Annotated in this window: 22 protein-coding genes; 3 read left to right on the plus strand and 19 right to left on the minus strand. The window is 40.8% G+C overall.

Annotation, left to right across the window (positions count from 1 at the left end):
• Nucleotides 1–171 precede the first annotated feature (171 nt).
• The 19 genes from MHH50_RS19065 to MHH50_RS19155 form a co-directional block, all read right to left on the minus strand.
• On the minus strand, nucleotides 172–1,200 hold the full coding sequence (locus MHH50_RS19065) for a hypothetical protein (protein WP_340033276.1): 1,029 nt from the start codon (nucleotides 1,198–1,200) through the stop codon (nucleotides 172–174).
• A 56-nt stretch (nucleotides 1,201–1,256) separates the two neighbouring features.
• A complete protein-coding gene (locus MHH50_RS19070; RefSeq protein WP_340033277.1) occupies nucleotides 1,257–2,567 on the minus strand; it encodes a hypothetical protein in 1,311 nt (436 codons plus the stop codon).
• Between the two features lie 199 nt (nucleotides 2,568–2,766).
• Nucleotides 2,767–3,732, minus strand: a complete 966-nt coding sequence (locus MHH50_RS19075; RefSeq protein WP_340033278.1) for a recombinase family protein — start codon at nucleotides 3,730–3,732, stop codon at nucleotides 2,767–2,769.
• A 21-nt stretch (nucleotides 3,733–3,753) separates the two neighbouring features.
• On the minus strand, nucleotides 3,754–3,936 hold the full coding sequence (locus tag MHH50_RS19080; protein WP_340033279.1) for a hypothetical protein: 183 nt from the start codon (nucleotides 3,934–3,936) through the stop codon (nucleotides 3,754–3,756).
• Between the two features lie 3 nt (nucleotides 3,937–3,939).
• On the minus strand, nucleotides 3,940–4,581 hold the full coding sequence (locus MHH50_RS19085; protein WP_340033280.1) for a recombinase family protein: 642 nt from the start codon (nucleotides 4,579–4,581) through the stop codon (nucleotides 3,940–3,942).
• Nucleotides 4,582–5,123: 542 nt separating this feature from the next.
• Nucleotides 5,124–6,272 (minus strand): DUF3626 domain-containing protein, encoded by a 1,149-nt coding sequence (locus MHH50_RS19090; protein ID WP_340033281.1) that lies wholly within the window; start codon nucleotides 6,270–6,272, stop codon nucleotides 5,124–5,126.
• A gap of 310 nt (nucleotides 6,273–6,582) precedes the next feature.
• Nucleotides 6,583–7,227, minus strand: a complete 645-nt coding sequence (locus MHH50_RS19095; RefSeq protein ID WP_076309703.1) for a Type 1 glutamine amidotransferase-like domain-containing protein — start codon at nucleotides 7,225–7,227, stop codon at nucleotides 6,583–6,585.
• A 218-nt stretch (nucleotides 7,228–7,445) separates the two neighbouring features.
• Nucleotides 7,446–8,210 carry a VOC family protein gene (locus MHH50_RS19100; RefSeq protein ID WP_076306650.1) on the minus strand — a complete coding sequence of 255 codons (765 nt, stop codon included), beginning with the start codon at nucleotides 8,208–8,210 and terminating at the stop codon, nucleotides 7,446–7,448.
• Between the two features lie 2 nt (nucleotides 8,211–8,212).
• Nucleotides 8,213–9,052: a pyrroline-5-carboxylate reductase gene (proC, locus tag MHH50_RS19105; protein ID WP_340033282.1), complete on the minus strand. Its 840-nt coding sequence runs from the start codon at nucleotides 9,050–9,052 to the stop codon at nucleotides 8,213–8,215.
• A complete protein-coding gene (locus tag MHH50_RS19110) occupies nucleotides 9,037–9,864 on the minus strand; it encodes a MetQ/NlpA family ABC transporter substrate-binding protein (RefSeq protein ID WP_076141012.1) in 828 nt (275 codons plus the stop codon). The genes proC and MHH50_RS19110 overlap by 16 nt, the downstream gene beginning before the upstream one ends.
• Nucleotides 9,865–9,875: 11 nt before the next feature.
• Nucleotides 9,876–10,895, minus strand: a complete 1,020-nt coding sequence (locus MHH50_RS19115; RefSeq protein WP_340033283.1) for a uroporphyrinogen decarboxylase family protein — start codon at nucleotides 10,893–10,895, stop codon at nucleotides 9,876–9,878.
• 30 nt (nucleotides 10,896–10,925) lie between these two features.
• Complete coding sequence (locus MHH50_RS19120; protein WP_036688669.1) at nucleotides 10,926–11,585, minus strand: methionine ABC transporter permease; 660 nt, start codon at nucleotides 11,583–11,585, stop codon at nucleotides 10,926–10,928.
• Entirely contained in the window at nucleotides 11,560–12,603 is a 1,044-nt protein-coding gene (locus tag MHH50_RS19125) for a methionine ABC transporter ATP-binding protein (protein ID WP_340033284.1), read from the minus strand. The genes MHH50_RS19120 and MHH50_RS19125 overlap by 26 nt, the downstream gene beginning before the upstream one ends.
• Nucleotides 12,604–12,630: 27 nt before the next feature.
• Complete coding sequence (locus tag MHH50_RS19130; RefSeq protein ID WP_340033285.1) at nucleotides 12,631–13,791, minus strand: amidohydrolase; 1,161 nt, start codon at nucleotides 13,789–13,791, stop codon at nucleotides 12,631–12,633.
• Nucleotides 13,792–13,812: 21 nt separating this feature from the next.
• A complete protein-coding gene (locus MHH50_RS19135; protein ID WP_340033286.1) occupies nucleotides 13,813–14,484 on the minus strand; it encodes a GntR family transcriptional regulator in 672 nt (223 codons plus the stop codon).
• Nucleotides 14,485–14,745: 261 nt separating this feature from the next.
• Nucleotides 14,746–16,098, minus strand: a complete 1,353-nt coding sequence (locus MHH50_RS19140) for a sodium-dependent transporter (protein ID WP_076127152.1) — start codon at nucleotides 16,096–16,098, stop codon at nucleotides 14,746–14,748.
• A gap of 250 nt (nucleotides 16,099–16,348) precedes the next feature.
• Nucleotides 16,349–16,996 carry a FusB/FusC family EF-G-binding protein gene (locus MHH50_RS19145; RefSeq protein ID WP_076179940.1) on the minus strand — a complete coding sequence of 216 codons (648 nt, stop codon included), beginning with the start codon at nucleotides 16,994–16,996 and terminating at the stop codon, nucleotides 16,349–16,351.
• A gap of 319 nt (nucleotides 16,997–17,315) precedes the next feature.
• A complete protein-coding gene (locus MHH50_RS19150) occupies nucleotides 17,316–18,188 on the minus strand; it encodes a carbohydrate ABC transporter permease (protein WP_036688680.1) in 873 nt (290 codons plus the stop codon).
• 15 nt (nucleotides 18,189–18,203) lie between these two features.
• Entirely contained in the window at nucleotides 18,204–19,160 is a 957-nt protein-coding gene (locus tag MHH50_RS19155) for an ABC transporter permease subunit (RefSeq protein WP_036688682.1), read from the minus strand.
• A 144-nt stretch (nucleotides 19,161–19,304) separates the two neighbouring features.
• Here MHH50_RS19155 and MHH50_RS19160 point away from each other — a divergent pair, with 144 nt between their 5' ends.
• From MHH50_RS19160 to MHH50_RS19170, 3 genes are all read left to right on the plus strand, one after another.
• Nucleotides 19,305–21,116: a sensor histidine kinase gene (locus MHH50_RS19160; protein ID WP_036688684.1), complete on the plus strand. Its 1,812-nt coding sequence runs from the start codon at nucleotides 19,305–19,307 to the stop codon at nucleotides 21,114–21,116.
• A gap of 4 nt (nucleotides 21,117–21,120) precedes the next feature.
• The gene (locus tag MHH50_RS19165; protein ID WP_076307701.1) at nucleotides 21,121–22,731 is read left to right on the plus strand and encodes a response regulator; all 1,611 of its coding nucleotides are present in this window, start codon (nucleotides 21,121–21,123) and stop codon (nucleotides 22,729–22,731) included.
• Between the two features lie 105 nt (nucleotides 22,732–22,836).
• Nucleotides 22,837–24,522, plus strand: coding sequence for an ABC transporter substrate-binding protein (locus MHH50_RS19170; protein WP_076127158.1), 1,686 nt, complete (start codon nucleotides 22,837–22,839; stop codon nucleotides 24,520–24,522).
• The last annotated feature ends 68 nt before the right edge of the window (nucleotides 24,523–24,590 follow it).

Here is a 24,590-nt window from a genome sequence, read left to right on the forward strand (position 1 = left end):
TATTAGGAGGAGTTAAATAACATTGATTCATACAAACTACTCATTAATGACAGGTACGTGTGAATCAACAAATAGTTTACCCAATAGATAAGAAGACAGGTTTGTTATCATGTTTGTAGATTTCAAAACTTCTTCGGACCACGGGGAACCAGTTCACCGGATTAGAAACACTTATGGTGAAACTAGCTCGGCATTTTTACAACTTATAGAAAACTCACTTATACTTGTGACATGAATTTTTTCGGAAATGATATTGTGTGTTATATTACATACATCTCTAATTATAATTTCATTTTTATTTTCAAACACCCTGATTCCTTCAATACTTTGAACACCATTTAAATCAAATTCTACCTTTACATAATCCATGTCAAAATTAGATATACTTTTGCCGAAATAACCAGTGATATAAAATGTATGTGTTAATAACACAAATAATATGAAAAATGAGACTATTGGCGATAAGATATTAAACAAAAGTTTAGATAATCTGCCTTTTCTTTTATTCGAAAGAATTTTCATGCCAATTAATAGCAGTATTGGAACCAAAAGCATCCATACTTCGATTATTAAAGAATACTTGATCTGAGAATTTAGATACTCTACATTTAACAAAACTATATTGGGTATCGACGTTATTTGTCCCATTATTCTTCTAATAATAAGTTCTAATAAACTTGCATCCTTCGATTTATATAACATGATATAAGCAAGGTATGGAACTGAAATCAAAACACCCCAGAGCAATGAGAAAAATATGAATAGATATAGTAATGTTATTACTATAAATTTCAAAAATCTTTTCTCACTATTTCTTTCAGAAATGTTTTTCATAGAATCCTTTAAGTAAATGTGTACTCCACATGGAATTACAAAAGGAAGTAGTGTACAAATGACAATAAAACAAAATAAAAATGAATAGCTATAAACTAATGTATCATCAAATTTAATCGGATTTTGATAAGCTGTAATTATTGAAAGAGCTTCATTTTTAGCCTTACTTTGCAAAACAATAAACCCAATTGTGTAATACAATTTTACTGTAATGAAGCCTGTAACAATCCCAATGACTAGTTTTAAATACCAAGGCACTTTTAAATACCAGATAAAAAAAGAAGAAAAAGGAATGTACTTTTTATTTCTTTCTAAGAAATCAATTATTTTTTTGATAAAAACTTTATAAATCTCAAAATAGTTCATCAAAAAATACTCCTCGGTTTGCTAGGCTCGTATGTTTAAAATCTAAAAATAGTTGATTACTTTTGTAACTTCCATAAAAAATAATATGAACTTTTTTCAATTTCTTCATCAGATGTTAGTGCTTTCCCCATTTTGTTATACATGTCATATAAAAGTCTAGTTCCCCCTACTGCTGCTACAATTTTCCCAATATCTTTTGGAAGTAATCCACTATACAGACCGATTGAAGCAATAGAAGATACAAAAATAATATCTTTGACTATTGAGCCTGTGAGATGTTTTCTATTTCTCTTAATAGTCTGTTCTATTTTATTCAATTCCGGATTAATTTTATCTCTAAATATTCCCTTTAATTCTTTTGAATTATAATTATGATTCCCCTTAACTACACTTGATAAGGAATCTCTATATACTGAAAAAGCTTCACCATCTTTTAATCGAAGATTTACAATCTTCTCAATACTTGTATCTCTAAGAACCGGTAGTAGATGCGTAAGGCCTTCCATTAGATTTGTGGACTTTTGAGCGTCCTCTTTGGAGTGAAGAGCATTTAAAATATCAAAGTCAATATCTCTATTAGTAAGGTATGAAATATCGTATAAATTCACTAAAGAATTTTGATGATATAAATCTTCAAAGATCGGAGAGGTCAAAGATTCTAATAATCCGCTCTCGATAATAGCGCTTTTGGGTAGTTGAATAGAGCGCCCCTTCTTAGCTAATCCTTTTATGGAATCAGGGATATAATTACGGAAATGCACAAATGATTTTCCATGTATTATGTATTTTTCAGGACCACTTATTTCAACAAAAGGCTCTTCATCTACATAATTAACTGTATAATCTACATTATCAAGGTATTCTTCTATAAGAATTTCCTCGACTAATGACATATTCTCTCCGAAACTCACTTCTTCTTTTGCTAGTTTATCTAAGCAAGAAGAACACAAGCATAGATACTCAGATGAAAATTTAATAATATTATTTTCTACCAATGGCCGCAATTTTAGTAAAAGACATACATCAAAAAAAAGTTCACTTAAAGGAATATTGGTATCTTCTTGATACTTATCAAAAGGTGAAGGTATAAAAATCGTATCAGCATATAAAGATGCAAATCTGGCTAGATTATCAATATTATTAATTCTACAATCAAAATCTGAACATGGCGTCGGAAATCCTGCTAAACTCCTGTTTACACTAAAGTTAAATAAAGAATGATCTAGAGGGGGACTGACATCCACTAGCACAAACAAATTTTTCATGAAAGTCTCTCTATCTCTCTTATTCCATTCATAATGAATTTTTTTGAATGCTTTATCTGGACGCTTCAGACCAATTGAGTCGAGATATTTATATAACTCCATCAACATCACCCCTAATAACTTTGTAGTTCAGATACCGCATCTATCAGTAATTCCATATATAGAAGTCCAATTAGGCCATCCTATTGTTGCCTGTTCATAGCTCTTCCTAGTAAGGATAACATATACTTTTCACAAGTGGAATATATTGTACTTTATTGTCATGTTTTGTTTCAAAACCCAATTCAAAGTCCTATCCTTATTAAATACTGACTAATAAAAATAGAAGAACCAAAAGCACTATTAAGGCGAGGACAGCAGCTTCTTTTTTTACTAAAAATTTTAATACATCACCTATAAAAACCGTCAACTCCACCCGATTCCCTTCCCGATCATACACAATCCGCTCCACCAGCTTCTTCAAAGCTCGATTCTTCTCTTCACTCGTCACTGAAGTGCTCCACAACTCCCTAAACTCACCTATCCGCTCATATATCTGCTCCACAGTCGGATAATTACCTTCATCTACTACTACCTTCCGCAAATCCTTCAACTCTTCCTCCAGCTTCTGTATCTGCCTTGACCGGATAGCTTTACACTCCAAAAAAACTTGCTTCGTTATCATGTCCTCTTCATACGATTCATGCAGCTTGTCCAACGCTCGTTTCTGCTTCTTCAATTCCTGCGCTTTGACCTCGATGATCACTTGAGTATCATTATACCGACTGCCATGCATTTCAATTTCCCGCAAAATGTTTGGATCAACATGGATAATCCGATCATACAGAGCATTGAAAAAATCAGCATCCATTACCTTGCCACGCTGTTCACATTTGCTGCCATCTTTGTACTGGTGATAGCACAATGCACTCCAATGTTGCCCCTGCTTCTTGTTCTCTCCCACCCGGAACCTCATCCGCGAACCGCATTTCTCACAATAAAGCAAGCCTGACAAAGGAAAAATATTACGTCTTGAATTGGGATTCAACATACGATTTTTAAGCAGCCGCTCCATAATCGCTTCATGTTCTTCCGGCGTTTTCATCTTTTCATGTGTTCCCATGACTTTAATCCGCTCTTCTACGGGTACAAGTTCCACCTGACCACGCTTGGAACGGGTTTTGCCATAAGTGATATAACCCAAATGGATCTCGCTTGCTAGCAATCTTTGAACCGTAATATTTGACCATCCCTTGTTCTTTCCATCGGGCTTAATGTTGTATGGCATAGGTATCTTGTTATCCGTCAATCAAATGGCGATATGACCAAGGTTTGTTCCATTCAAATACTTTTCAACAATCGCTCGATAAATCGGACGCTTGGTTTCATCCACCAATACCGACCTTATGTTCTTATCGTAGTAGTAAGGAAACGGTGGCTTTCCGTTTGTCCACATGCCTTTCTTCGCTCCGGCCTCCTTGCCCTGCTTCATTCTTCACTTAATCGTTTTGTATTCTATTCGGGCAAAAATAGACATGAAATCAAAGGATACATCGTCATTGTCTATTTCTAGATCGTATATCTTGTTTGGTGTGATAATGACCGTTTCTGAGTTTAAGAATGTATCTTTAATGAGTGCCCAATCCTTGTTTTCTCCACGCCCTAAACGGTCAATATCCATGACTACTACCCCATCATAGAGCTGGTCTTCAACATGTCGAAGAAACTTCTGCATTTCCTTACGGGACTCGATCTTTTCACCTGAGGCCACTTTTTCATATAGCCTATAAGTCCAATTTCGATTATCGACCAAGGTCAGAAGGGTATCCCTATGCTTCGAGAGAACGTCTTCAAACTCACCATCATCCCGTGATTTTCTTAAATAAACGGCTACGTGTTTAATTGTTTTACTTTCCATAATAGTTTCTACTCCAAACCTGTTAAATTTTTGCTGCCTTTCAAGTAGAATGTTGAGCATTTTTGATGACAAATCATCGAATATGACAACTGTAAAATTTCGGAGGCGTAGTTCATGAAGAAATGTGAATATGTAATCAAGGAAAGTAATCAGCCATCCGACAAAGCGTTGCGGCAATTTCATGAACATGTGGCCCGGATATTGAGCCAAACTGTCCAAGCCGAGGCCGAGATAGACATACCTCTCCCCAAGTGCATCATTCTACGCAAGACAGTCAGAAAAATTAACAAAATAAAAACAAGCCAGAGCACATGACAAATCCATGCTCCGACTTGTTCTATTTCAGGCTATTTTGAATGAATTCCCGTTTCGACTTTTTCAGATACCTTAGCGAATTCTCGAAGGAATACAGGTACATAGAGCAAAGCATCTTCAGCTTTTCGACTGAGCCATCCGCAATCACTTGCATAATGGCCGGGTGCAGAATCTTACTAAACATAATGTTTTATTTTTATAATCTAGGTCTTATAAACCACAGTCCCATTGTACTGTAACATGGTAGAAGATGTAGCGCGATATTTCCATGATTCAACGCAAAAAACTTCTAATCAACACTGAGCCGCAAAAGCTTCTTTGAAAAATTGATTCACCCAAACATCCCATCAATGACAAGTCAAATATCCCATACGGAGGGAAATTCGCTTATTTATTTATTTGTTTGTTTACTTAAATGCCCATAACTTCAAGCGTACCAAGGCTTCTTACAACTTAAAGTTTCGGAGCGGCTTTCCGTACCATACCAAAACATGCCATAAGAGTTTTAATTCTTGAAGTACTTCTTTTTCGGTTCCTCGGTCCCGCCATGCTGAAGGATCATGCTTTAAGTGCATAGCAGCAGATCCAATCATGCTCGCATCAATATAACCGTGATGAGCAATACGCTTAGCCAAGGAGGGCATCGAAGGCCCTCTAAAATCTGAAGGCACTTCGTTTACCCACATCGCGAATCCCATGTGCCAATAGAGTTGGATGGCATACTGTAAACATATTTGCTCCAGGACTCGCCCTGTTGGAGTACCCTTGAATGAAGGATCGGCAACTAAAATTTCCACATCTTCCTTTAGACGAATGTTTCCATGAACTTGCGCCTCAATATAGTGGTTAAGATTACGTTTAGCTTCACCCTTTGAAGGGTCTGTAAACGGCATTGTGAGGTTGACCCGAAGATGGTCGACTAATTTTTGTGATTGAAGATCTTTTTCCCCTAGAGCGGAATCTCTTAAGAAAATCTCCTCTAATAATGCCGCCATCATATCCTCAAATTCTGCATATGTCCCTTTCTGTACAGGGTTTTGATGCGAATCCATATAGGTGTATGTACTGCGATAAGAAACCTCAGGGGATAGGAGGAAATAGCAGGAGCCAAAGCGCGGAGCTGGCCCATCCGAATGACGCATCAAATCAAGAGCGCCATATTTAGGGCGTTCGCTATTCGAAGCACCCTCTTGTTGGTATGCCCCTCCAAATAGTCTTTCCTCCCACAAATCACGTGGACCGCCAGAATAGGCTGATACACTACCACTGGATAACAAGGTCTCAAATTGGCTCTTGTACACGCCTTGCTCCAATAGCGCCTCTGCAACACTTTTCTTTACCGGATCTAGTCGATCTGGATGGAAATGTAGAGCAATCTTCGCATGTGACTTTATCTTGACCACAGCATCTTCAAACTCTTCCCGATCCACATTAGACATTTGAAGAATTTCATGGATGGTCTGAACTGCTTCACTTTTTCGAGTTCGCGCGTAATTCGTAACATATTCTAAAGCCGATAATTGTGACTCCGATAGTTCCTCAGTGAACTGAGACTCTCTTTGTTTATTGGCATTTGCATCGCCTTTCCACTCCATTGCTTATTCACTCCTTTCTAGACCCAGTACATAAGAAAAGAGACTTGATTTCTCCTCTCACTGTATCAAACGCTTCTTCACTTAAAACTTCATATCCTTACCATCGCAGATTCCGATAACTTTACATGGATCTCGAATGATATAAATTCAAGATCGAATGTTGCTGGCTTGAACATCGTATGCGCGTTATGCGTAATCTTCCTTTTTCGCAGGAGTAATCAACTCGATTTGCTCGTAAGGTGCTGTCAAATAGGGACTCAAAACAAATACCATTCAGTTAATCGTCAGTGTCACAACCACTCAACCATAATTAGAGCGTCTCAGCCAATTTCTGAATCTTTGAGTGGGAAATTAAATATACATTGCCTATAATGTCGATTTTGCTGCCCTTCACACGTACAGCACCATCTTTGTCTGCCGCCACATAAATATCCATTTTATTTGATAAAGGGAAACGCTCCTCAATCATTGCGGTGTTATCATGATCAAAATGAGCTTCAAAAGAAAAGTGATTAAGAGCCATACCTTCACAAACAGTGCATTCATCCACATATTCATCAGACATGTTCATCCCACCAGCACTTGTTCCCATTACAACAGCATTGCTTTTTTTAATCAAATCCGATAATTCATATTCCGTCAAAAGGTGCTTTTGGTCCCGAGCGGTTCCACCACATAAAAAAACGACAGAGGCGTTTTGAATTAATCGCTGGGCATCTTCCTTCTGCGTGCGGTCATCAATGAAATGATATTCATCAAAAAAAATGTTAGCCTGATTAAACCATGTCCTTTCAAAAACACTATCAATATTAACTTGTTCATCACTAAAATCAGACGATTCAGCGCTAATCATAACCAGCGATTTTCTGTCTGTTATATCCTCATGCAACACATTGACTAGCTTCTCAGAAAAACCCTTATCATAAAACCAATCTAAGTAATAGTGAGTTTTCATCCGTAATTTTACCTCCATATGTAATATTTAAATTTATCCATTCCATTTATACCATGAATATCGTACCATATAATGGAATTCAATAAATCTTACAAATTGATTAAAACAAAATAATGCCAGCATCATTAGTTCCTTCGGTGAATAGCAAAAAGACTTACTCGAGGTATCGATCCCTTCAAGTAAGTCTTTATTTCTAAAGTTATAACGTTACTAGTCCCTTAAACGAAAACATACTCCCCATCACCAATCGAAATCGTCTTCCCTTTCAGCTCTAACGAATCCGTTTCAAAAACCACCTGCTTGAATTGGTTCTCGTCTCCTTGCACGAAAGCAAATGATCTATCGCCAATCTTAAGGCTGAAGGTATCATCCTCTGACTTCGTAACAGGCAGTCCGAATATGGTTCCCCAATGGTTGGCTGCAGCTTCAGGATCGGAGACATGAAATACAGCACGGACGATTTCGACTTCTCCCGCAGGATGAGGTTTAATGACTCCAGATGATGTTAATCTTTCCACTCGCTCTGTATCCGTTCCGCTCCATTGAATGATGAACGGATAGACCAGTCCCCCAAAGTCACCAGCAATGGTCATCATCCGCCACTCTATTAATCTGCCCTCGTTATCTAGACGTTTACCATCGATAATTGGAGATAATGATAAGCCTGCTGCTTTCAGGGAAGCCGCTACTTCTTCAATATCATCCGTCCGGATGACTACTCTACTTAGAACTTCATGTTCTGGTAAAAGTTCAACTGCATCTTTCACCACTAGATTATGTTCAGTTGCCTTTGCCAGCTCAAGATTCTCAATGCCCAGAAACTCGAGATAGGTTAGCCCAAAGTAACTTAAGGCATTATAGGTTCCCCAATCTTTATGAGAGCCTCCCTTAAAAGCAACCAATCCATGAGCTCCAAAGATCTCAACCGGTTTGGCCAAATCATTGACATAGTGAACTAAATGATCCCATTTCATCGTTGCCATGATTACTTCACTCCCAGCTCAGTAGTACGTTTTACGGCTGCCAGAACACTTCTTTGCAGACCCGCTGCGAAATCACTGTTGTTTAATTCGTACAAGCCATGCATTCCGACACCGCCAGGTGAATTATTAATATCCAGCAGCTGTCGTGGATGCAGCCCTGTCTGTTGCAGCATTGCTACCGAGCCCATCAGATTCTCCAGTGCAACCTTCCAGGCTTGCTCACGCGGCAGTCCGGCAAGTACACCTGCATCCACGAGAGATTCAATGAAATAATAGATATAGTTAGGACCCGCCACACCAAATCCAGTGAAAACATCCATTAACGCCTCATCCAGATATTGTACTTTTCCAAAGCCGAGTAGGAAATGCTCCACTTGATCACGAGTAGCATAAGCATTTAACGCTACACCACTATAGCCATATCCTGTATCGGTTAAAGTATTGGGGATAACCCGGATAATGGACCGTTCAACTCCAAAATACCCAGCTAACTGATCATTTGTCACACCCGCCACAATCGATACGATTGCGGCAGAAGCTGTAGCGAATTGTTGTACGTTTTGACCAAGGGTAGTTAAATCATCCTGTGGGCGAACTGCCACTACAATCACATCTGCTGTAGACAGGTTATGCTCTTGCGAACTCTCCGTATCTACACCGTATTTGGTATTCAAAAACTGCAGACGCGTTTCATTAATATCCGATACACTAATTTGATTTACAGACAAGGTGTTATTCGCTATACATGCGCGGATGATCGCTTCCGCCATCTGTCCGCCACCAATAAAATGAATCTTTTCTTTGGTCACTTCGTTCACTTCCTTAATTAATTGTTGTCCCAAGCTTCAGGTAAAATGAAACCATCATATTTTTCTAATCCAAGAATATATTCTTCAAACTCTTTGGATTCATAAGCAGCTTTCAAATCTTTAGCCCACTGAGAATTTTCATCCTTTTTATTAACCGATACGATAATTCTGTGTTCCATAGGTGTGTTTTCTATTTTCAAAGCATCCGTAATCTTTCTGTCCGAATTAGCAATATAATTACCATTTACAACGCCATAATCAACATCTTGAAGGGAGACAAGGATTTGAGCGGGGTCCAATATTTTAATATCAATATTATATTTATCCGGTTCCATACTATTAATATTAAAATCCGCTACGCCTGCCCCTTCTTTAATTTTGACCCAACCCAATTCTTCCAGAATACGCAGTGCACGCTCTTGGTTTACCGGATCGTTCGGAACAGCTACGGTTGTACCGTCTTTAACATCGTCTAGCGTGGTATGATTTACAGAATAAAGACCTTGTGGAGCACCTGGAACATAAGCAATTCCGACCATATCTGCATTGATTTCTTCGTTAATGGCCTCCATATAAGCTGTACTTTGGAATATGCTTGCGTCAATGGAACCTTCCTTCATTGCTGGATTGACCTGCATGTTTTGCGAGAAGGTTTTAATGTCAACGGAATACCCTTGTTTCTCTAGAATCGGTAGAATCGATTGGCGGAATTGTTCCTCATAGGTTCCAACACCAAATCCAACGGTAAGCTTTTTCTTATCTCCAGAATCCCCCGCCTCTTTATTGCCACAAGCCGTCAACACTGCAAGAACACCTATCATCATCACTAACATTAACTTTTTCATACTTACTTCCCCTATTCCAATATAGATTTTTTAAATTGTGCCAACGCCTCATCCGTCACATTGAGTGGGATTGCGCAATTTGGAGATAGAATAAACGGCTGGTCTTTCATTAACTTTAATGCATCTTCAGCCTGCTGCTTGATTTGGGCAATATCGTTTACCGCAAACAACCCATGATCGACTCCACCCACTTTAGTAGCTTTGAGATTTGCCTCTAACCCTGGATTCCCCTCGGCTATCGTATCCCAACTGATCCCGTCAATCCGATAATCGTTGAACTTCTCAGGCTGGGCGTAGGCTCCACAAGTATGAAGAATGTTTTTTCCATAGCTTGCTGCTTCTAACACAATAGAATCATAAGGTCTGGAGAACTCATCAAAACTTGCTTCATCAAATAATCCGGGGTGAGCTGTGCCCGTCACTGCGTAGAACAAACCGTCAGAACCCGCTTGCTGTAACTCTTGTACATAATCGGCTAAGGTTAAGGAAATCGCATGTAGCGCATGATGTGCTGCCGCTCGATGTTCTTTAAACAAGGATTCCAAAGTTACCGGGTGCTCAATACCAAACACCGTTTTAGTAACGTAAGCAGAACGCCCTACAATAAATAGCAATACTGTTAATGGAGAAAATACAGTTTGGATTAGCGGGGTGTCTGGTAACCCTTGACGAATTCTTCTAACCGCATCTAAATGCTCTGCCAAAGGGGCTGACTGGACTGCCTTTTTGACGTCGATATCCCACAGACTAGCCGCTGTTGGAATAGCCGTCGTTTGCTGTCTCGGAAATACGGTCTGATAATCCGTAAAATCGTATTGATTCCCCCAAGCTTCCGCCAGATAAGTCGCTCTTGGATTAATCTTGACCCAATCCCAATCATATTTTTTCGTAAAAGAAATCGTAGTTTCTGCTAAATCATCTGCAGTTTGTTCTTTGTCGATAAAATGGCGCCAACCACTTCCGATTGGACGATCCGCCCGTTCTCCAGATAATAATGCTTTAAAACGATCTTGCTTACTCCATTCACTCATCTGTCGAGTCCCTCCCAGAATATGTAGTAACTAGTAACGGCGAATTTTTCTTGCTAGCGTGTTGCCTAAAGATTGAATACCTTGCACTAAAATAATCAGGATAATCACGGTGGCTACTACGACAACAGTGTCAAAGCGTTGGTATCCATATACGATCGCCAAGTCTCCCACGCCGCCTCCCCCTACCGTTCCAGCCATTGCAGTTGCACCTATCAGACCAATCGTCGCTGTTGTAAGAGACAGGATTAAGGATCCAACCGCCTCTGGCAATAAAAAGTACCAAATGACTTGAAAAGGAGTGGCTCCCATCGCCTCAGCGGCTTCAAGGATTCCCGGATTCACTTCAAGCAGTGAGTTCTCTACCAACCGTCCTATATAAGGTGCGATATAGATAATCAAGGGTACGATCGCTGCGCTTGTCCCAATTGAAGTATGAACAATCAATCGTGTGAAAGGCACAATCGCAACCAGTAAAATAATAAAAGGCAATGAGCGAATGATGTTGATAATTGGATTTAGTACGGCGTAAAGCGCTTTGTTCTCCAAAACCCCACCCGGACGAGTGATGACAAGCAATATCCCAAATGGGATCCCAATCAGGGAACCAACAAACAAGGAGAACCCTACCATTTGAATTGTTTCTATAATCGCCTGCAGAAATTGATCACCTGTTACTGTGGTCGAAAACATTAGATTCTACCTCCTCTACACCGACTCCATTTCTTGTTAAGAAAGATAATGCATTGTTAATCTCTGCTGCCTCACCATCGAATTGAATGATCACTGTTCCCAGTGTTGTTTCTTGAATCTCCGTCGTATTCGCAAATAAAATATTGACCTTTATATCGCAGGAGCGAATCATTTCAAACAGGATAGGCTCAGAGGCACTTGCTCCCACAAAATTAAGCTTGTACAGCTGACTTCCGGGTTCTGTTTTGATAGATTTCCGCATGCTAGAGGTCATGCTATTTTGAATAACCGTCTTCACGAAATTTTGCGTGGTCAGATGTTTTGGACTTCCGAATACATCCAGAACACTTCCTTGCTCAATAATCCGGCCTTCTTCCATGACCGCTACCTTGTTACAAATCTCTTGAATCACGGACATTTCATGTGTAATGATCATCACGGTAATGTTGTATTCAGCATTGATTTTTTTTAATAGCTGTAAGATAGAATGTGTGGTCTGTGGATCTAAGGCAGAGGTCGCTTCGTCACATAAAAGGATAGACGGATTCGAGGCAAGCGCTCTGGCAATCCCGACACGTTGCTTCTGACCACCTGATAGCTCACTCGGGTAACTCCCCGCTTTGTCACTTAATCCAACAAACTCTAGCAGCTCCATTACCCGCTGGCGGATTTCATTTTTATTCTTTTTTAGGAGAACTAGAGGGATCGCCACATTATCAAATACTTTTTTAGATTCTAGTAGATTAAAATGTTGAAAAATCATTCCGATATTTTTCTTAGCGGTACGCAACTCTTTATCGTTGTATGTTCCCAAATCACGTCCAGCGACCATAACTTGTCCTTTGGTGGGTCTTTCCAAATAATTGACTAAACGAATTAATGTGCTTTTCCCAGCACCGCTATAGCCGATAACCCCAAATATATCGCCTTTTTCGACCTTTAAATCGATCCCCTTAAGAGCATCAATAGTGGTCCCTTTCCGAGTGAACGATTTGTAAACATTCTTTAATTCAATCATTTCCATTCCCCTCAATCATCTTTAGGATTAAGCTTCCTCTTGCAGCTTCACCAGCGCTTGTTCTGCCAATAAAGCGAAGTACTTAGCAGCTGGCAATATCGCAGCTTCATCAACATCGAAACGAGGGTGATGTAAGGGATAGGCTGGACCCGATCCTATATTCACAAAAGCACCCGGTATCTGTTGTAAATAAAAAGAGAAATCTTCTCCACCCATCTGTGGAGGAATATCATGTACTTCATAGCCGAAATCTGCGGCGATCTCTTTGGTAAAGTCCGCCCATTCCCCATGATTTATCGTTGCGGGTGGACCTGGATACCAGTGTAACTGGGCCTCTGCCCCAGCTCCCGCAGCAATCCCTTCGATAAGACGAGTCATTTGTATTGGAATATTGCGGCGAATCTCTTCATTGTAAGTTCTTACTGTACCTTCTAATTCGACTTTTTCCGGCAATACATTCCATGTGAAGCCTCCATTAATTCGGGTAATACTTAACACTACTGGTTCCGTGGTGCTGTTTTGGCGACTTACGATGGTTTGTAGTGCGGTAATGATCTGAGCCGCAGTTACAATCGTATCCACACCTTTTTCAGGATAAGCAGCATGAGCGCCGACACCTTTTATTGTAATTTCAAACCGGTCAACACCGGCTGTTAAAGCTCCTGTTCTTGTTCCAAAAGCTCCCGTAGGCAAGTCAGGTGAATTATGGAGACCAAATATAGCCGCCACATCCTGGAGTCCTCCCGAGGCTAAGACGCTTTCCGCCCCATGCCCTGTTTCTTCCGCGGGTTGAAACAATACTCTAACCTTTCCAGGTAGTTCATTTTCACGAGCCTTTAATAATAATGCAGCACCTAAAATAGTAGCCGTGTGAAAATCGTGACCACAGGCATGCATCTTTCCTGGGATCTCTGAGGCAAAGGACAATTCAGTTTGTTCCTCTATGGGAAGTGCATCAATATCACAACGAATGGCCACTATGGGTCCGTGACCCTGCCCGATCTCTGCGATGAGTCCGGTTTGTAAAGGCAAGTCAAGGATGTGAATATTGGCTTGGGTCAGCCATTCCCGTAATTTTGTTGTGGTTTTAAACTCTTCATACGCTAATTCAGGCTCACGATGCAGGTTTCTGCGAACCTCTATTAATTGATTAGCTAAAGCTTGCTCAACTTCAGTCAGTGGTTTCATAGGTGACGTACTCCCCTTTCGTTATGCTTCCAGCTTTTCTTCAATCCCTTTGATGCGATCAAGCGCAGTCGATAGACTGCTTAAAATATGATCTTGCATGGCTTTTTCAGCACCATCTTCATTTTTAGCAGCGATCATTTGTAAAATAAGATCATGTTCTTCATCCGCTTGTGTGTTCCAATCCCCATGCATAGAGACGAATCGACAATAACGAAGCGAATGATCTCTTAATTGATTCAGAACCTTCTCGAAGGTTTTTAGTTCGCTGATTTCTGATAAATAATCATGGAACTCAAATCCATATGTAACAAAATTCTGATTATCACCAAGCTGGAACGAGTGTTTCATTTTTGTAATCATCGTCGTTAAATTCACAATATCTTTCTTTGTGGCATGCTTAGCTGCACTTCTTGCAATATAGCCTTCAAGCATGCTGCGAATAAGAAATATTTCTTCAACCTCTTTAAGGGTTACTGAAGCTACCCGCAGTCTTCCATTTGGCTGTCGAACCAGAAAATCCTCGTTCTCCAGTCTCTGTATCGCCTCTCTTAGAGGTGTGCGGCTGACCCCGAGCAAGGCCGCCAAATTTTCTTCATTTACAGGTTGATTCGGTTCAAACTCGCTATCAATAATTTTTTGTTTTAATTCATAGTAGGTATTATCCTTTGATAACCTTCGTGATCGTATCGCCATTTCTATACTGCTCCTCATCGATAATCTGTGGGGTCCGAATCCCAATAATATATTTGTATAATTGTATACAATTATTAGTTAAGAATGGATTGGTTAGTTACATTCCCTTCCATACCGTTCAAGCTTTTTTATACTATATTCCAATTATTCCACCTAGTCAAGTAGGAATTAAAAATCAATTTAATCCCCTCTTTTCAACACAAAAAAACCCTACAACCCTCAGGGGTTGTAGAGCTATTTTTGGATAAATAAATTTCAGAATTAGAAGGAAATAATCCCCGAGGTATGGAGTAGCACTAGGAACACTAGGATCGGCGCCACATAACGGAGCATAAACAGCCAAACACGGAACCAGCGCGCCTGTAGTCCAGCGGCTTCCGCTGCACCTTTCCAGAAATAACCGGCGAAGATGGTAATCAGCAGACCTCCAAGCGGCAGCATAATGTTAGAGGTGATAAAGTCCAACCCATCAAATAGAGATTTGCCACCAATCGTTAGCTCCGGGAACATCCCCAGTGACATCGCTAAAGGAATACTAAGAAGGAAACAGATCAGCGTCAAAATCCAAACCGAACGTTTCCGGCTCCAATTCCAGCGCTCCATTGTGAAGGATACAGGCACTTCAAGCAGCGATACAGCTGAGGTTAGAGCAGCAATCGCCAGCAAGATAAAGAACAAACCGCCGAAAAGCGCACCAAAAGGCATAGCCGAGAAAGCGGCTGGCAAAGCGATAAAAATCAGCGAAGGCCCCTGATCAGGAGCAATACCAAATGAGAACGTCGTCGGAAAAATAATCAAGCCTGCGATAAACGCGTATAACAAATCTCCTGCACCGATTGCGATGGCAGCGGTACCCAGCGATTGTTTTTTATCAACATAAGATCCGTAAGTCAGGAGAATCCCCATCCCGAGCGATAATGAAAAGAAAGCATGTCCCAATGCAACTAGCGCAGATTCCGCTGTCAACACTGAAAAGTCCGGTTTTAGGAAAAAAGATACCCCTGCGGATGCACCCGGTAAGGTTACTGCGCGAATCATTAACACTACAAGGAGTACGACCATACCAGGAATTAATACTTTGTTAAATTTCTCAATCCCGCCTGATACGCCAAGGATGACTACACCTGCCGTAATCAGAATGGCTATCCCCTGCCAAACGATCGGCATATATCCGGAGACAAACGAATTGAATTCACCTGCATAATCAGTAGTGCTGAATAGTTGTCCATTAAAAGCAATCATCGAATAGTTCAGCGTCCAGCCAGCAACAATAATATAAAAGGAGAGAATTAGAAACGGCGCAAGTACCTGCAACATTCCAGCTGCAAACCAACTCTTCCCGCCTCCAGCCCGCATAAAAGAGGTCGCCGCGCTACCACGCCCGCTGCGTCCGATAGCCAGTTCTGCCAACAGCACCGGTAACCCTATCAGCACTAAACAGACGATGAAAAGCAGGAAAAAAGCTGCCCCCCCATTTTCTCCTGTAATATAAGGAAACTTCCACATATTCCCTAGCCCAACCGAGCTGCCGATGGCGGCAAAAATAAAGCCCGCGGAAGAGAAGCGTTCCTCCTTCTCCGAGAGAAGATTTTTGTTACCCTTCATTTGATTCATTATAACGCCCCGTTTTCTTTTTTAGACCTCATTATAGCTTAAGTAACAAAGCACGTCATATGGAAATTTTCTGACTATTTTTATAACCACTCGAATTCTCTGTTTGTAAACGCTTATATTATTCATTCGGCCCTTGAATCTCATTATATCCACTAATGTCGTGCCCCATTGCTTTAATGAAACGAATTGTCTAGATCCTGACAATATTTTTAACGAAAAAGACTCCCACTAAGGGAGCCTTTTCTAAACATTATTTGCGGACAGAGAGAATGAACCTCTCAAGCTTAGCTGTATCGGTTATGCTCCGATTACATTCCAGATTATCCAGACATACGTATTGACCCACAGCAGAAATATTATCCGGCGAAACGTTCACATTCTTGGTCTTAACATAAAAGAAAGCAAGCTCTTGATGCCGATTGCAGAACATGCAGTACCCTTTTTTGTGCGTTGGTGTGATTCTACCCTCAATACCAATGAACTGTCCTTCGTACGGATAGATAATGAATAATTTATTACTGGCAATATCTATCCAACTCAAATACGTTATGTTGCGATAGTCGATGAGTTGTAGATCAGGTACTTTCAGTTTCTTATTCTTAGGGAATAGCTTCTGAATCTGCTTCAGCGTAATCGTCGGATATGACTCTAGGTATGGTTCTAATTCACTAAGATATCTCTGGAAATCTTCTGCAGTTTCGAAAGTCGATATTTGTTCCAGCATCTGCTTGTGATTCTCCGTAAGAGAAGGAAATGCCTCAATAATGTTCGTAGCAGCACTATATCTTACAGTCTCCAAGACTCTACGATCCGCAACGGTTCGCAGGGTATGCAGAACAAATTTCGTTTGTTTCTTAATTAAGTTATATTGATGGTTTCTAATAAATGGTGTACACATCGCTTTTCAGCCCCTTATTTATATTAAAAGTTCATAAGGTGCAAAGCCCATTTATAGAAACGATAAAATTAAGTTGGGCGATATATCCATCCATCGCACCTCACGCAAAGTATCGCCCTATATTAGGCTTTGCGTGAGAAACTTCTAGCTAATGGGCATTTCAACATTAGCACTGTACCACCTCCGAGCATATTTCATGCCAAAAGTATAGCACCGTATTTTAGAAGGCGCAATTCATCTGGGAATGCTTATTTGCATGCCATACCTACAAAAAAAAAGGGAGCTACATGGACTAGTCCAGTAACTCCCTCTTTTTTGACTATTCTTTTACAGCGCCGACTACGATCCCTGTCACAAAATAACGTTGCAGGAATGGATAAACTAATAATATCGGTAGCGCACTTATGAAAATCTGTGAAGCCCGTATGGTCCGTTGAGACAAGTTAGCTACAGCTGACGGATCAAGCTTGGACATATCTGCCTGAACGATAATGGTCTGCATAAACGTCGCCAGTGGCAGCTTATCCGAATCTCTGATATAGATTATACCGTCAAAGTAAGAGTTCCAATGGCCCACCATCATGAATAGGGAAACTGTTGCAATGACTGGTAAGGAGACTGGTAAATATATTTTCAAAAAGGTCTTAAAATGTCCTGCTCCATCAATAAAGGCTGCTTCCTCAAGGTCCTTAGGTACACCACGGAAGAAGTTCAGCAGCAAAATGATGTTAAACACGGCTACCAATCCAGGTAAGATAAGTGCCATCAAAGAATTCATCAGCCCGAGCTTTAGAATCAGGATATATCCCGGAATCAGACCCCCACTGAACAGCATGGTTACGACAAAATACCAAAGATAGATATTACGCGCCCGGAAAACTCTAGTTTCCTTAGAAAGAGCATAGGCTGCAACCGTATTTACTACCAGTGCAAGTGCAGTTCCTAGTATTGTCCGCTCTACCGACACCCACAGGGATGTAAGAAAATTAGTATTGTTAAAAGTTTTTGCATAGGCCTCCAAAGTGAAGCCAATTGGCCAAAAGGTGACCAACCCAGCATTGGCTGGGGCGGACGCACTAAGAGATACCATGAGTAAGTGATACAATGGCAGCAAGCAGAGCACCGAAAGGATAGTTAGGAGCACATTATTGAATATGCTAAATATTCGATATGGAAGGGTTTTATGGTACATTTGTTGTCATCCTTTCTAGAAAATTCTGTACCCTGCAAATCTATAGGCAAGTCGGTATGAAATAACGATTAGAATTAAACTAATTGCTGATTTAAAAAGATTAACTGCGGTCGCAAAGCTGAATTGTCCGCTGAGAAGACCTTCTCTATACACAAAGGTATCAATGATATCCCCTTGTTGATAGATCAAAGGACTATATAGGTTAAATACCTGGTCAAAGTTGGCGTTCAATACATTGCCCAGTGCCAAGGTCGCAATTACAATAGCAATTGGAATAAGTGCTGGTATGGTAATATACATCGTTTGCTTCCAGCGACCTGCCCCATCCACTTCAGCAGCTTCATAAAGTGATGGATTAATGCCGGATAGCGCAGCTAGGAAAATGATCGTGTTGAAACCAAATTCTTTCCAAACATCACTGGCTATGATGGTAAATCGGAACCAGTTGCCGTCCCCTAGAAAAAAGATCGGTTTTATGCCGAAAACGGACGAAATAAACTGATTCACGATCCCTGTTTGAGCTAGGATATCGATCAGAATTCCTGAAAGGGTAACCCATGACAAGAAATGCGGTAGATAGACGAGTGTTTGAATCGATCTTTTAAGGCCCATATTCCTTACCTCATTAAGCAACAAGGCGAATATAAAAGGAATAATCAGGTTCAAAACAATCTTGGAGCAAGCAAAAAACAGTGTATTCCAGGTAATTTGCAGGAAGTAATCGTTCTCCCACATGTACCTAAAATGCTTAAGTCCGACCCATTCGGAATCAAAAAATCCTAATGCAGGCTTATAATCCTGAAATGCCATGAGTATTCCTGACATGGGGATATAAGAAAAAATAAAAACCATAATTGCCGCCGGTAATACCATGAAGTGGAGCACCCATGGTTGTTTATAGCCTTTTTTTCTTTTTCTTTTTATACTTGGTTTATTTTCCAGGCCTACCTGCTGTATTGAATTAGCCTCCATAGCTCTCTCCTGTTCCCAAAAAAAATATTTTGTGTGTGATGGGGATCTCTGCTATAAATAGTATCAGGCGTTTCTCAGGTTTGACTATATAACATTGTTAGGCTTGATATGGTTTTATTAGGACATCATCTGGAGGGTACATTTATGAATATTTGGAAGCGCTTTACATCCTTGAGAGAATTAACACAATCCCGGTTTAGTTTGTTTGCCAAAATAAACTGCCTGATCATACTCTTATTCATCCCCATCATTATCATGTATACCTTTTCAAATAACGTCACATACGATGTTGTAAGCAAAGAGCTGCAGGTGTCCAATACGAAGCAGCTCACTTTTCTGTCCAGTCAAATTGATTCGCGTATTAATCAGATGATGGACTTCACCCTTATCCTTTCTAGAGATCCCAATGTCAGAGCCTTCAACGGATTAAACATTTGGGCTGATCGATATGATCAGATGCAGACCCGGTATGTCATTCAGGAAAAGATGGTGCTTCAATCTGGGGTTGCAGATATTTGGCCTGCCAGATATGCCGTACATTCACAGCAAAATAAAGATGTCATCTCCAACTACAATCGAGCATTTGGGTATGATGAGGATTACTTAAAAAGAAATATGAGTGGAAAATGGACGTATGGCGATCACAGCTTGGAATCTAAAGACGAGTTAAAATCCTTCTACTGGTTCTATACAGATTCCTTAGCTCAGCCGGGGATGTTGACGGGAAGCAACTTGGTGATTGAGGCCAGCTTCAGTTATGAGAATATTCAGAACATGCTGGATACGTACAAGGAAGGTGGACAAGGTGATCCTTTTCTCTATCATAAAGGGAACTCGCCAATTCTGAATCGCAGTGCGGACAAGCAGCTATCTGAAGAACTCATTCGTTACCTGGATAAACACTCACCTGAGAATACTACCCAGGATGTAGTCAAACTCAATGGCAAGAACTACCTGGTCAGCTCTGTGAAGTCCTCCTATTTGGATTGGAATTTAATAGATGTTGTCCCTCTATATCAAATTCTAAAACCCATTTCGCTCAGTCAGGATTTGTTCTATATCTCGATGATTTTGCTGTTTGTTATGGGAATTTCCGCTTCCATATTACTATACAGAAATGTTCAATATCCTATCAAAAAGCTAATTAAAGGCTTACGGCGCGTGCAGCGTGGAGATTATTCTGTACGTCTTCATAATGAAGGCCGGAACGAGTTTTCGTTTCTATTCCATCGCTTTAATGATATGTCCCATCAAATTCAAGACCTGATAGAGAATGTGTTCAATGAGAAAATCCGTGCCCGCGAAGCTACACTTAAGCAACTGCAGGCGCAAATCAATCCGCATTTTCTCTATAACTGCCTTGGTTATATTATCAATATGGCCCAAATGAAGGATGAGGACGCTGTCGTCTCCATGGCTTATAATTTAAGTGCTTACTACCGTTATACTACCCGAATGGAACGGGAAACTGCGTCACTGGATGAAGAAATCAAGCTGCTCGTCAACTATTTGGATATTCAAAAGCTGCGCAATGCCAGAATTGATTATCATATCGAAATCCCTGAGAACATGTTAAGCCAGTCTGTGCCACGTCTAATGCTACAACCTATTGTGGAGAATTCAGTCATTCACGGAGTGGCAAAATCGTATTCTTCGGGTGAGATCAGCATTAGTGGTGAGATTTCGAACGGCTTCTGCAAGATCTACATTGATGACGACGGACCTGGCTTGAATCCGGAGCAGCTGGAAGCTTTGAATCGTAAAATGCAGGAGCCATTGCAGGAAGAAATGGGCTGCGGGCTCTGGAATACGAATCAGCGGATCATGCACCTGTTCGGTAATCAATCCTGTCTAACCTTTAAACCATCCCCTCTTGGAGGTTTCCGAACAGAGATTATCTGGGAAATCCCTACGGAGGATGAATATTCTAAATTTAAGAATCATCAAGGAGAATAACAACATGCAAATGATTATAGTAGACGATGAAGCACACTGGGTAGATAATCTTGCCATGACTAAACCCTGGCATACGCTAGGCATTGAACAGGTGCATAAAGCGTATTCAGCACGTGAAGCGCTACAAATTATCGATACAAACCCTATTGATATTGTGATCTCGGATATCCAAATGCCCGAAATGACGGGAATTGAATTAATAGAGCGGATAAGAAAACGTGATAAAAAGATCAAATGTATTATTTTATCAGGCCATTCGGAGTTCGATTACGCCAAAAAAGCACTTCAGCATAATGCCGTCGATTACTTGCTTAAGCCACCTACCGATGATGAAATTATCGGTGCAGTCAAAACTGCCATCGAGCAATTGAACACAGAATGGGAACTTATCAGTTCGCTTAAACGAACCCAGTTTACCCTACGGGAAAATCTGCCGCTTTTACGTGGTCAACTGCTGCTTGATGCCTTGCAAGGTCATCAATTTCAAGCTGGCGAATGGGAACGGAAGCTCGTAACTTATGATTTGCCCTTCCATTCTGGCGATTGCGCTTTGATGCTTGTACGCATGGAAGAAGAATTTAGCCATTATAACAATAATGATCAAACCTTAATTGAATATGCCATCATCAATATGGCTGAAGAGATTATGGGTGAGTTTATGCAGGTCTGGGGCGTTAAAGAGGAACATGGATATCTTGTGTTTCTGCTTCAGCTTAAAGAGAAAGGATCCGACATCGGCAAAGAAACCATCCTAGAAAAGCTTTCTTTACAGCTTCAGTATAAGGTTAAGCAATTTCTGAAAGGTTCCCTGTCCATAGTAATCACTGAATGGTTCCAGTTTCCCGAGAAGGTGTCGAGCCGTTTCCGTCAGGCTACAGCTTATTTCCGGCAGATCGTGGGAGACGAGCGCGAATTCGTAATGCGGGTCAGCGAATTTGAACCTTCCACTACCCAAGGACCTTTGGATGCCCTTTACACCCCGCCGACACTAATTCACCTGCTTGAAAGTGGGCATTGGGATGCTGCGGAAGAGAAACTACTCGCTGTCTGCGCGGAGCTGGATGAGAAATGGTCTGAATCGTGGGAGCATTGCATGGAGGCCGGTTTTTTAATCACTGCATCCTTCACGAATCTCGCACACCGAAATGGGCATACTCTAGCTAACTTAGTGGGAGACGATCTCGGTTGGTTGCAAAGCGGTGAAGCGTTCTCGACCATCGGTAAACTTAGAAAATGGTCCCTCAGCATTCTGAGCAAATTGAAAGAAGGAACGTCTAACGAAATTAAAGACATCAGGTCTGAATATGTGAAAAAGATTCAAGATTTCACAGACAAAAACCTGCATTTAGATGTTTCATTACGGGTTCTGGCTGACCATGTAAACCTCCATCCGACTCATTTATCAAAAATTTATAAGATTGAAACGGGTGAAGGAATAAGCGATTATATCTCGCGCCTGCGCATGGATCGCGCCTGCCATAAGCTGAAGACTACCTCTAAAAAAGTTTATGAAATCAGCATGGAGATTGGCTATATGGACCCTGCTTATTTTATAAAAGTGTTCAAACGACAGTTCGGAGTAACGCCGCAGGAATATCGAGACAATAATAAATAGCATGATAGAGTCCTATCGAAACTAAAAATCTCATATAGATGCCATCCCCGACTAGTTGTTAAAGTTACACTTGTAAAGATCATACACAGTAGGGGGAATTAAAGAATGATCAAGTTCAAAAAAATGTGGTCGTTGTTAACGGTCACAGCACTTATCACACTCACAGCCTGTGGCAGTGGTGGCGGAAATAATGAAAACGCCAAACAAAACAATACCACATCGTCTGAGACTAGTTTATCTGAAGCAGATGCTGCTTTTGAAAAAGGTAAATACGATCCACCCATCGAGTTCAGTTCGGTATTGATGCCGAAGAAATATGTTCAAGGTGATACCAAAGAAAACAATGTTCACGATCGCTGGATGCTGGAAACACTGGGCATGAAGCATAAAGATACTTGGTATCCTGCCAATGACGATCAATACAGACAAAAGCTTCAGCTTGCCATTGCTTCTGGCGAAAAGCTGCCTGACTTCGTTTCTGTACCAACCAATGCAGTATTGACCAATCAACTGATTGATTCCGGTCAGTTCATTGCTATCGATGAGTTGTTCGACAAATATGCTAATAAAATTCTAAAAGATCATGCTGCAGCACACCCAGAACTTTGGTATCCATTCACAAAAGACGGTAAGAAATACAATATGCCGATCCTTGAATATACTGATAATGACGATACTCTTCTCTGGTTACGTGAAGATTGGATGGAAAAGCTGAACCTTCAGGCTCCAAAAACAATTGCCGATCTTGAGAATATCATGGACAAATTTAAGAACGAAAACCCTGATGGTCTAGCACCTAAAGATGTTTTCCCACTTGCGATTTCTTTGAAAAATAATACAAACACCTGGATGGGCCAACTCGACTGGTTATTCGGTGCTTACGGTACGATTGAGGAACAATGGAATAAAGATGCCGACGGCAATCTGGAATACGGTTCCATTAACCCTGGTGCTAAACAAGCCCTTGCTAAGCTTAGTGAGTGGATGGACAAAGGTTATATTCACACAGACTCTGCACTTTGGGATGAAGGTAAATCTGCTGAAAGCTGGACAAAAGGCGCCGCAGGTATTCTACCAGGGGCAAACTGGGTTCCAGACTGGCCGGCTCCCGATCTTATGAAAAATGTACCTGGAGCGAAGATCAAAGCTTATCCGGTTCCAGCAGGTCCAGACGGACTCATCGGTACCAAATGGCAGAACTCTGGGGTAAACGCTAGTATCATGATTAACAAAGATGCTAAGCACCCTGAAGCAATTTTCTTATACTACAACTACTTGCTTGATAACCTAGCTAATCCAGCAGCTGGTAGTGAATTTGAATACGGCTTTGCTAAAGGCTACGATTGGGACATGATTGATGGAAAGCCTACTAGTGATAAAGAGAAGATTAAAGACTTCTCCAATGAGTTTCCTTTCTTAACTGGACCGGCTCGTATTCCTGATCTGTTCATGAAGACATTGGTTAAACTTGCTGATGGTGAAACCCCTGTAACTCCTTATGAAAAACAAATGGCTGAGTTCCGTAAACCGGAAAACTGGGCCGCTGCAAAAGTTGTTATGTCACAAATAGACATTCGTAGACAGAACTATTTCACTGGCGCTGCGACACCAACGATGGTATCCAAATGGAATCTGCTTCGTCAATCCGAAATGGAAACCTTCAACAAAATCATTTACGGTAAGCTACCTGTAGATGCCTTTGACTCCTTTGTTTCCAACTGGAAAGCAAATGGTGGTGATCAAATCACCAAAGAAGTTAACGAATGGTTCAAGTCTGTATCCACCAAATAGACTAAAGTAAATAAAAACAAGCCAGAGCGTGATCCTTTCGCTCAGGCTTGTTTTTTTATGAATTCCTA

It is taken from the genome of Paenibacillus sp. FSL H3-0302, assembly GCF_037982245.1.
GTDB classification, from domain to species: Bacteria; Bacillota; Bacilli; order Paenibacillales; family Paenibacillaceae; genus Paenibacillus_AQ; species Paenibacillus_AQ odorifer.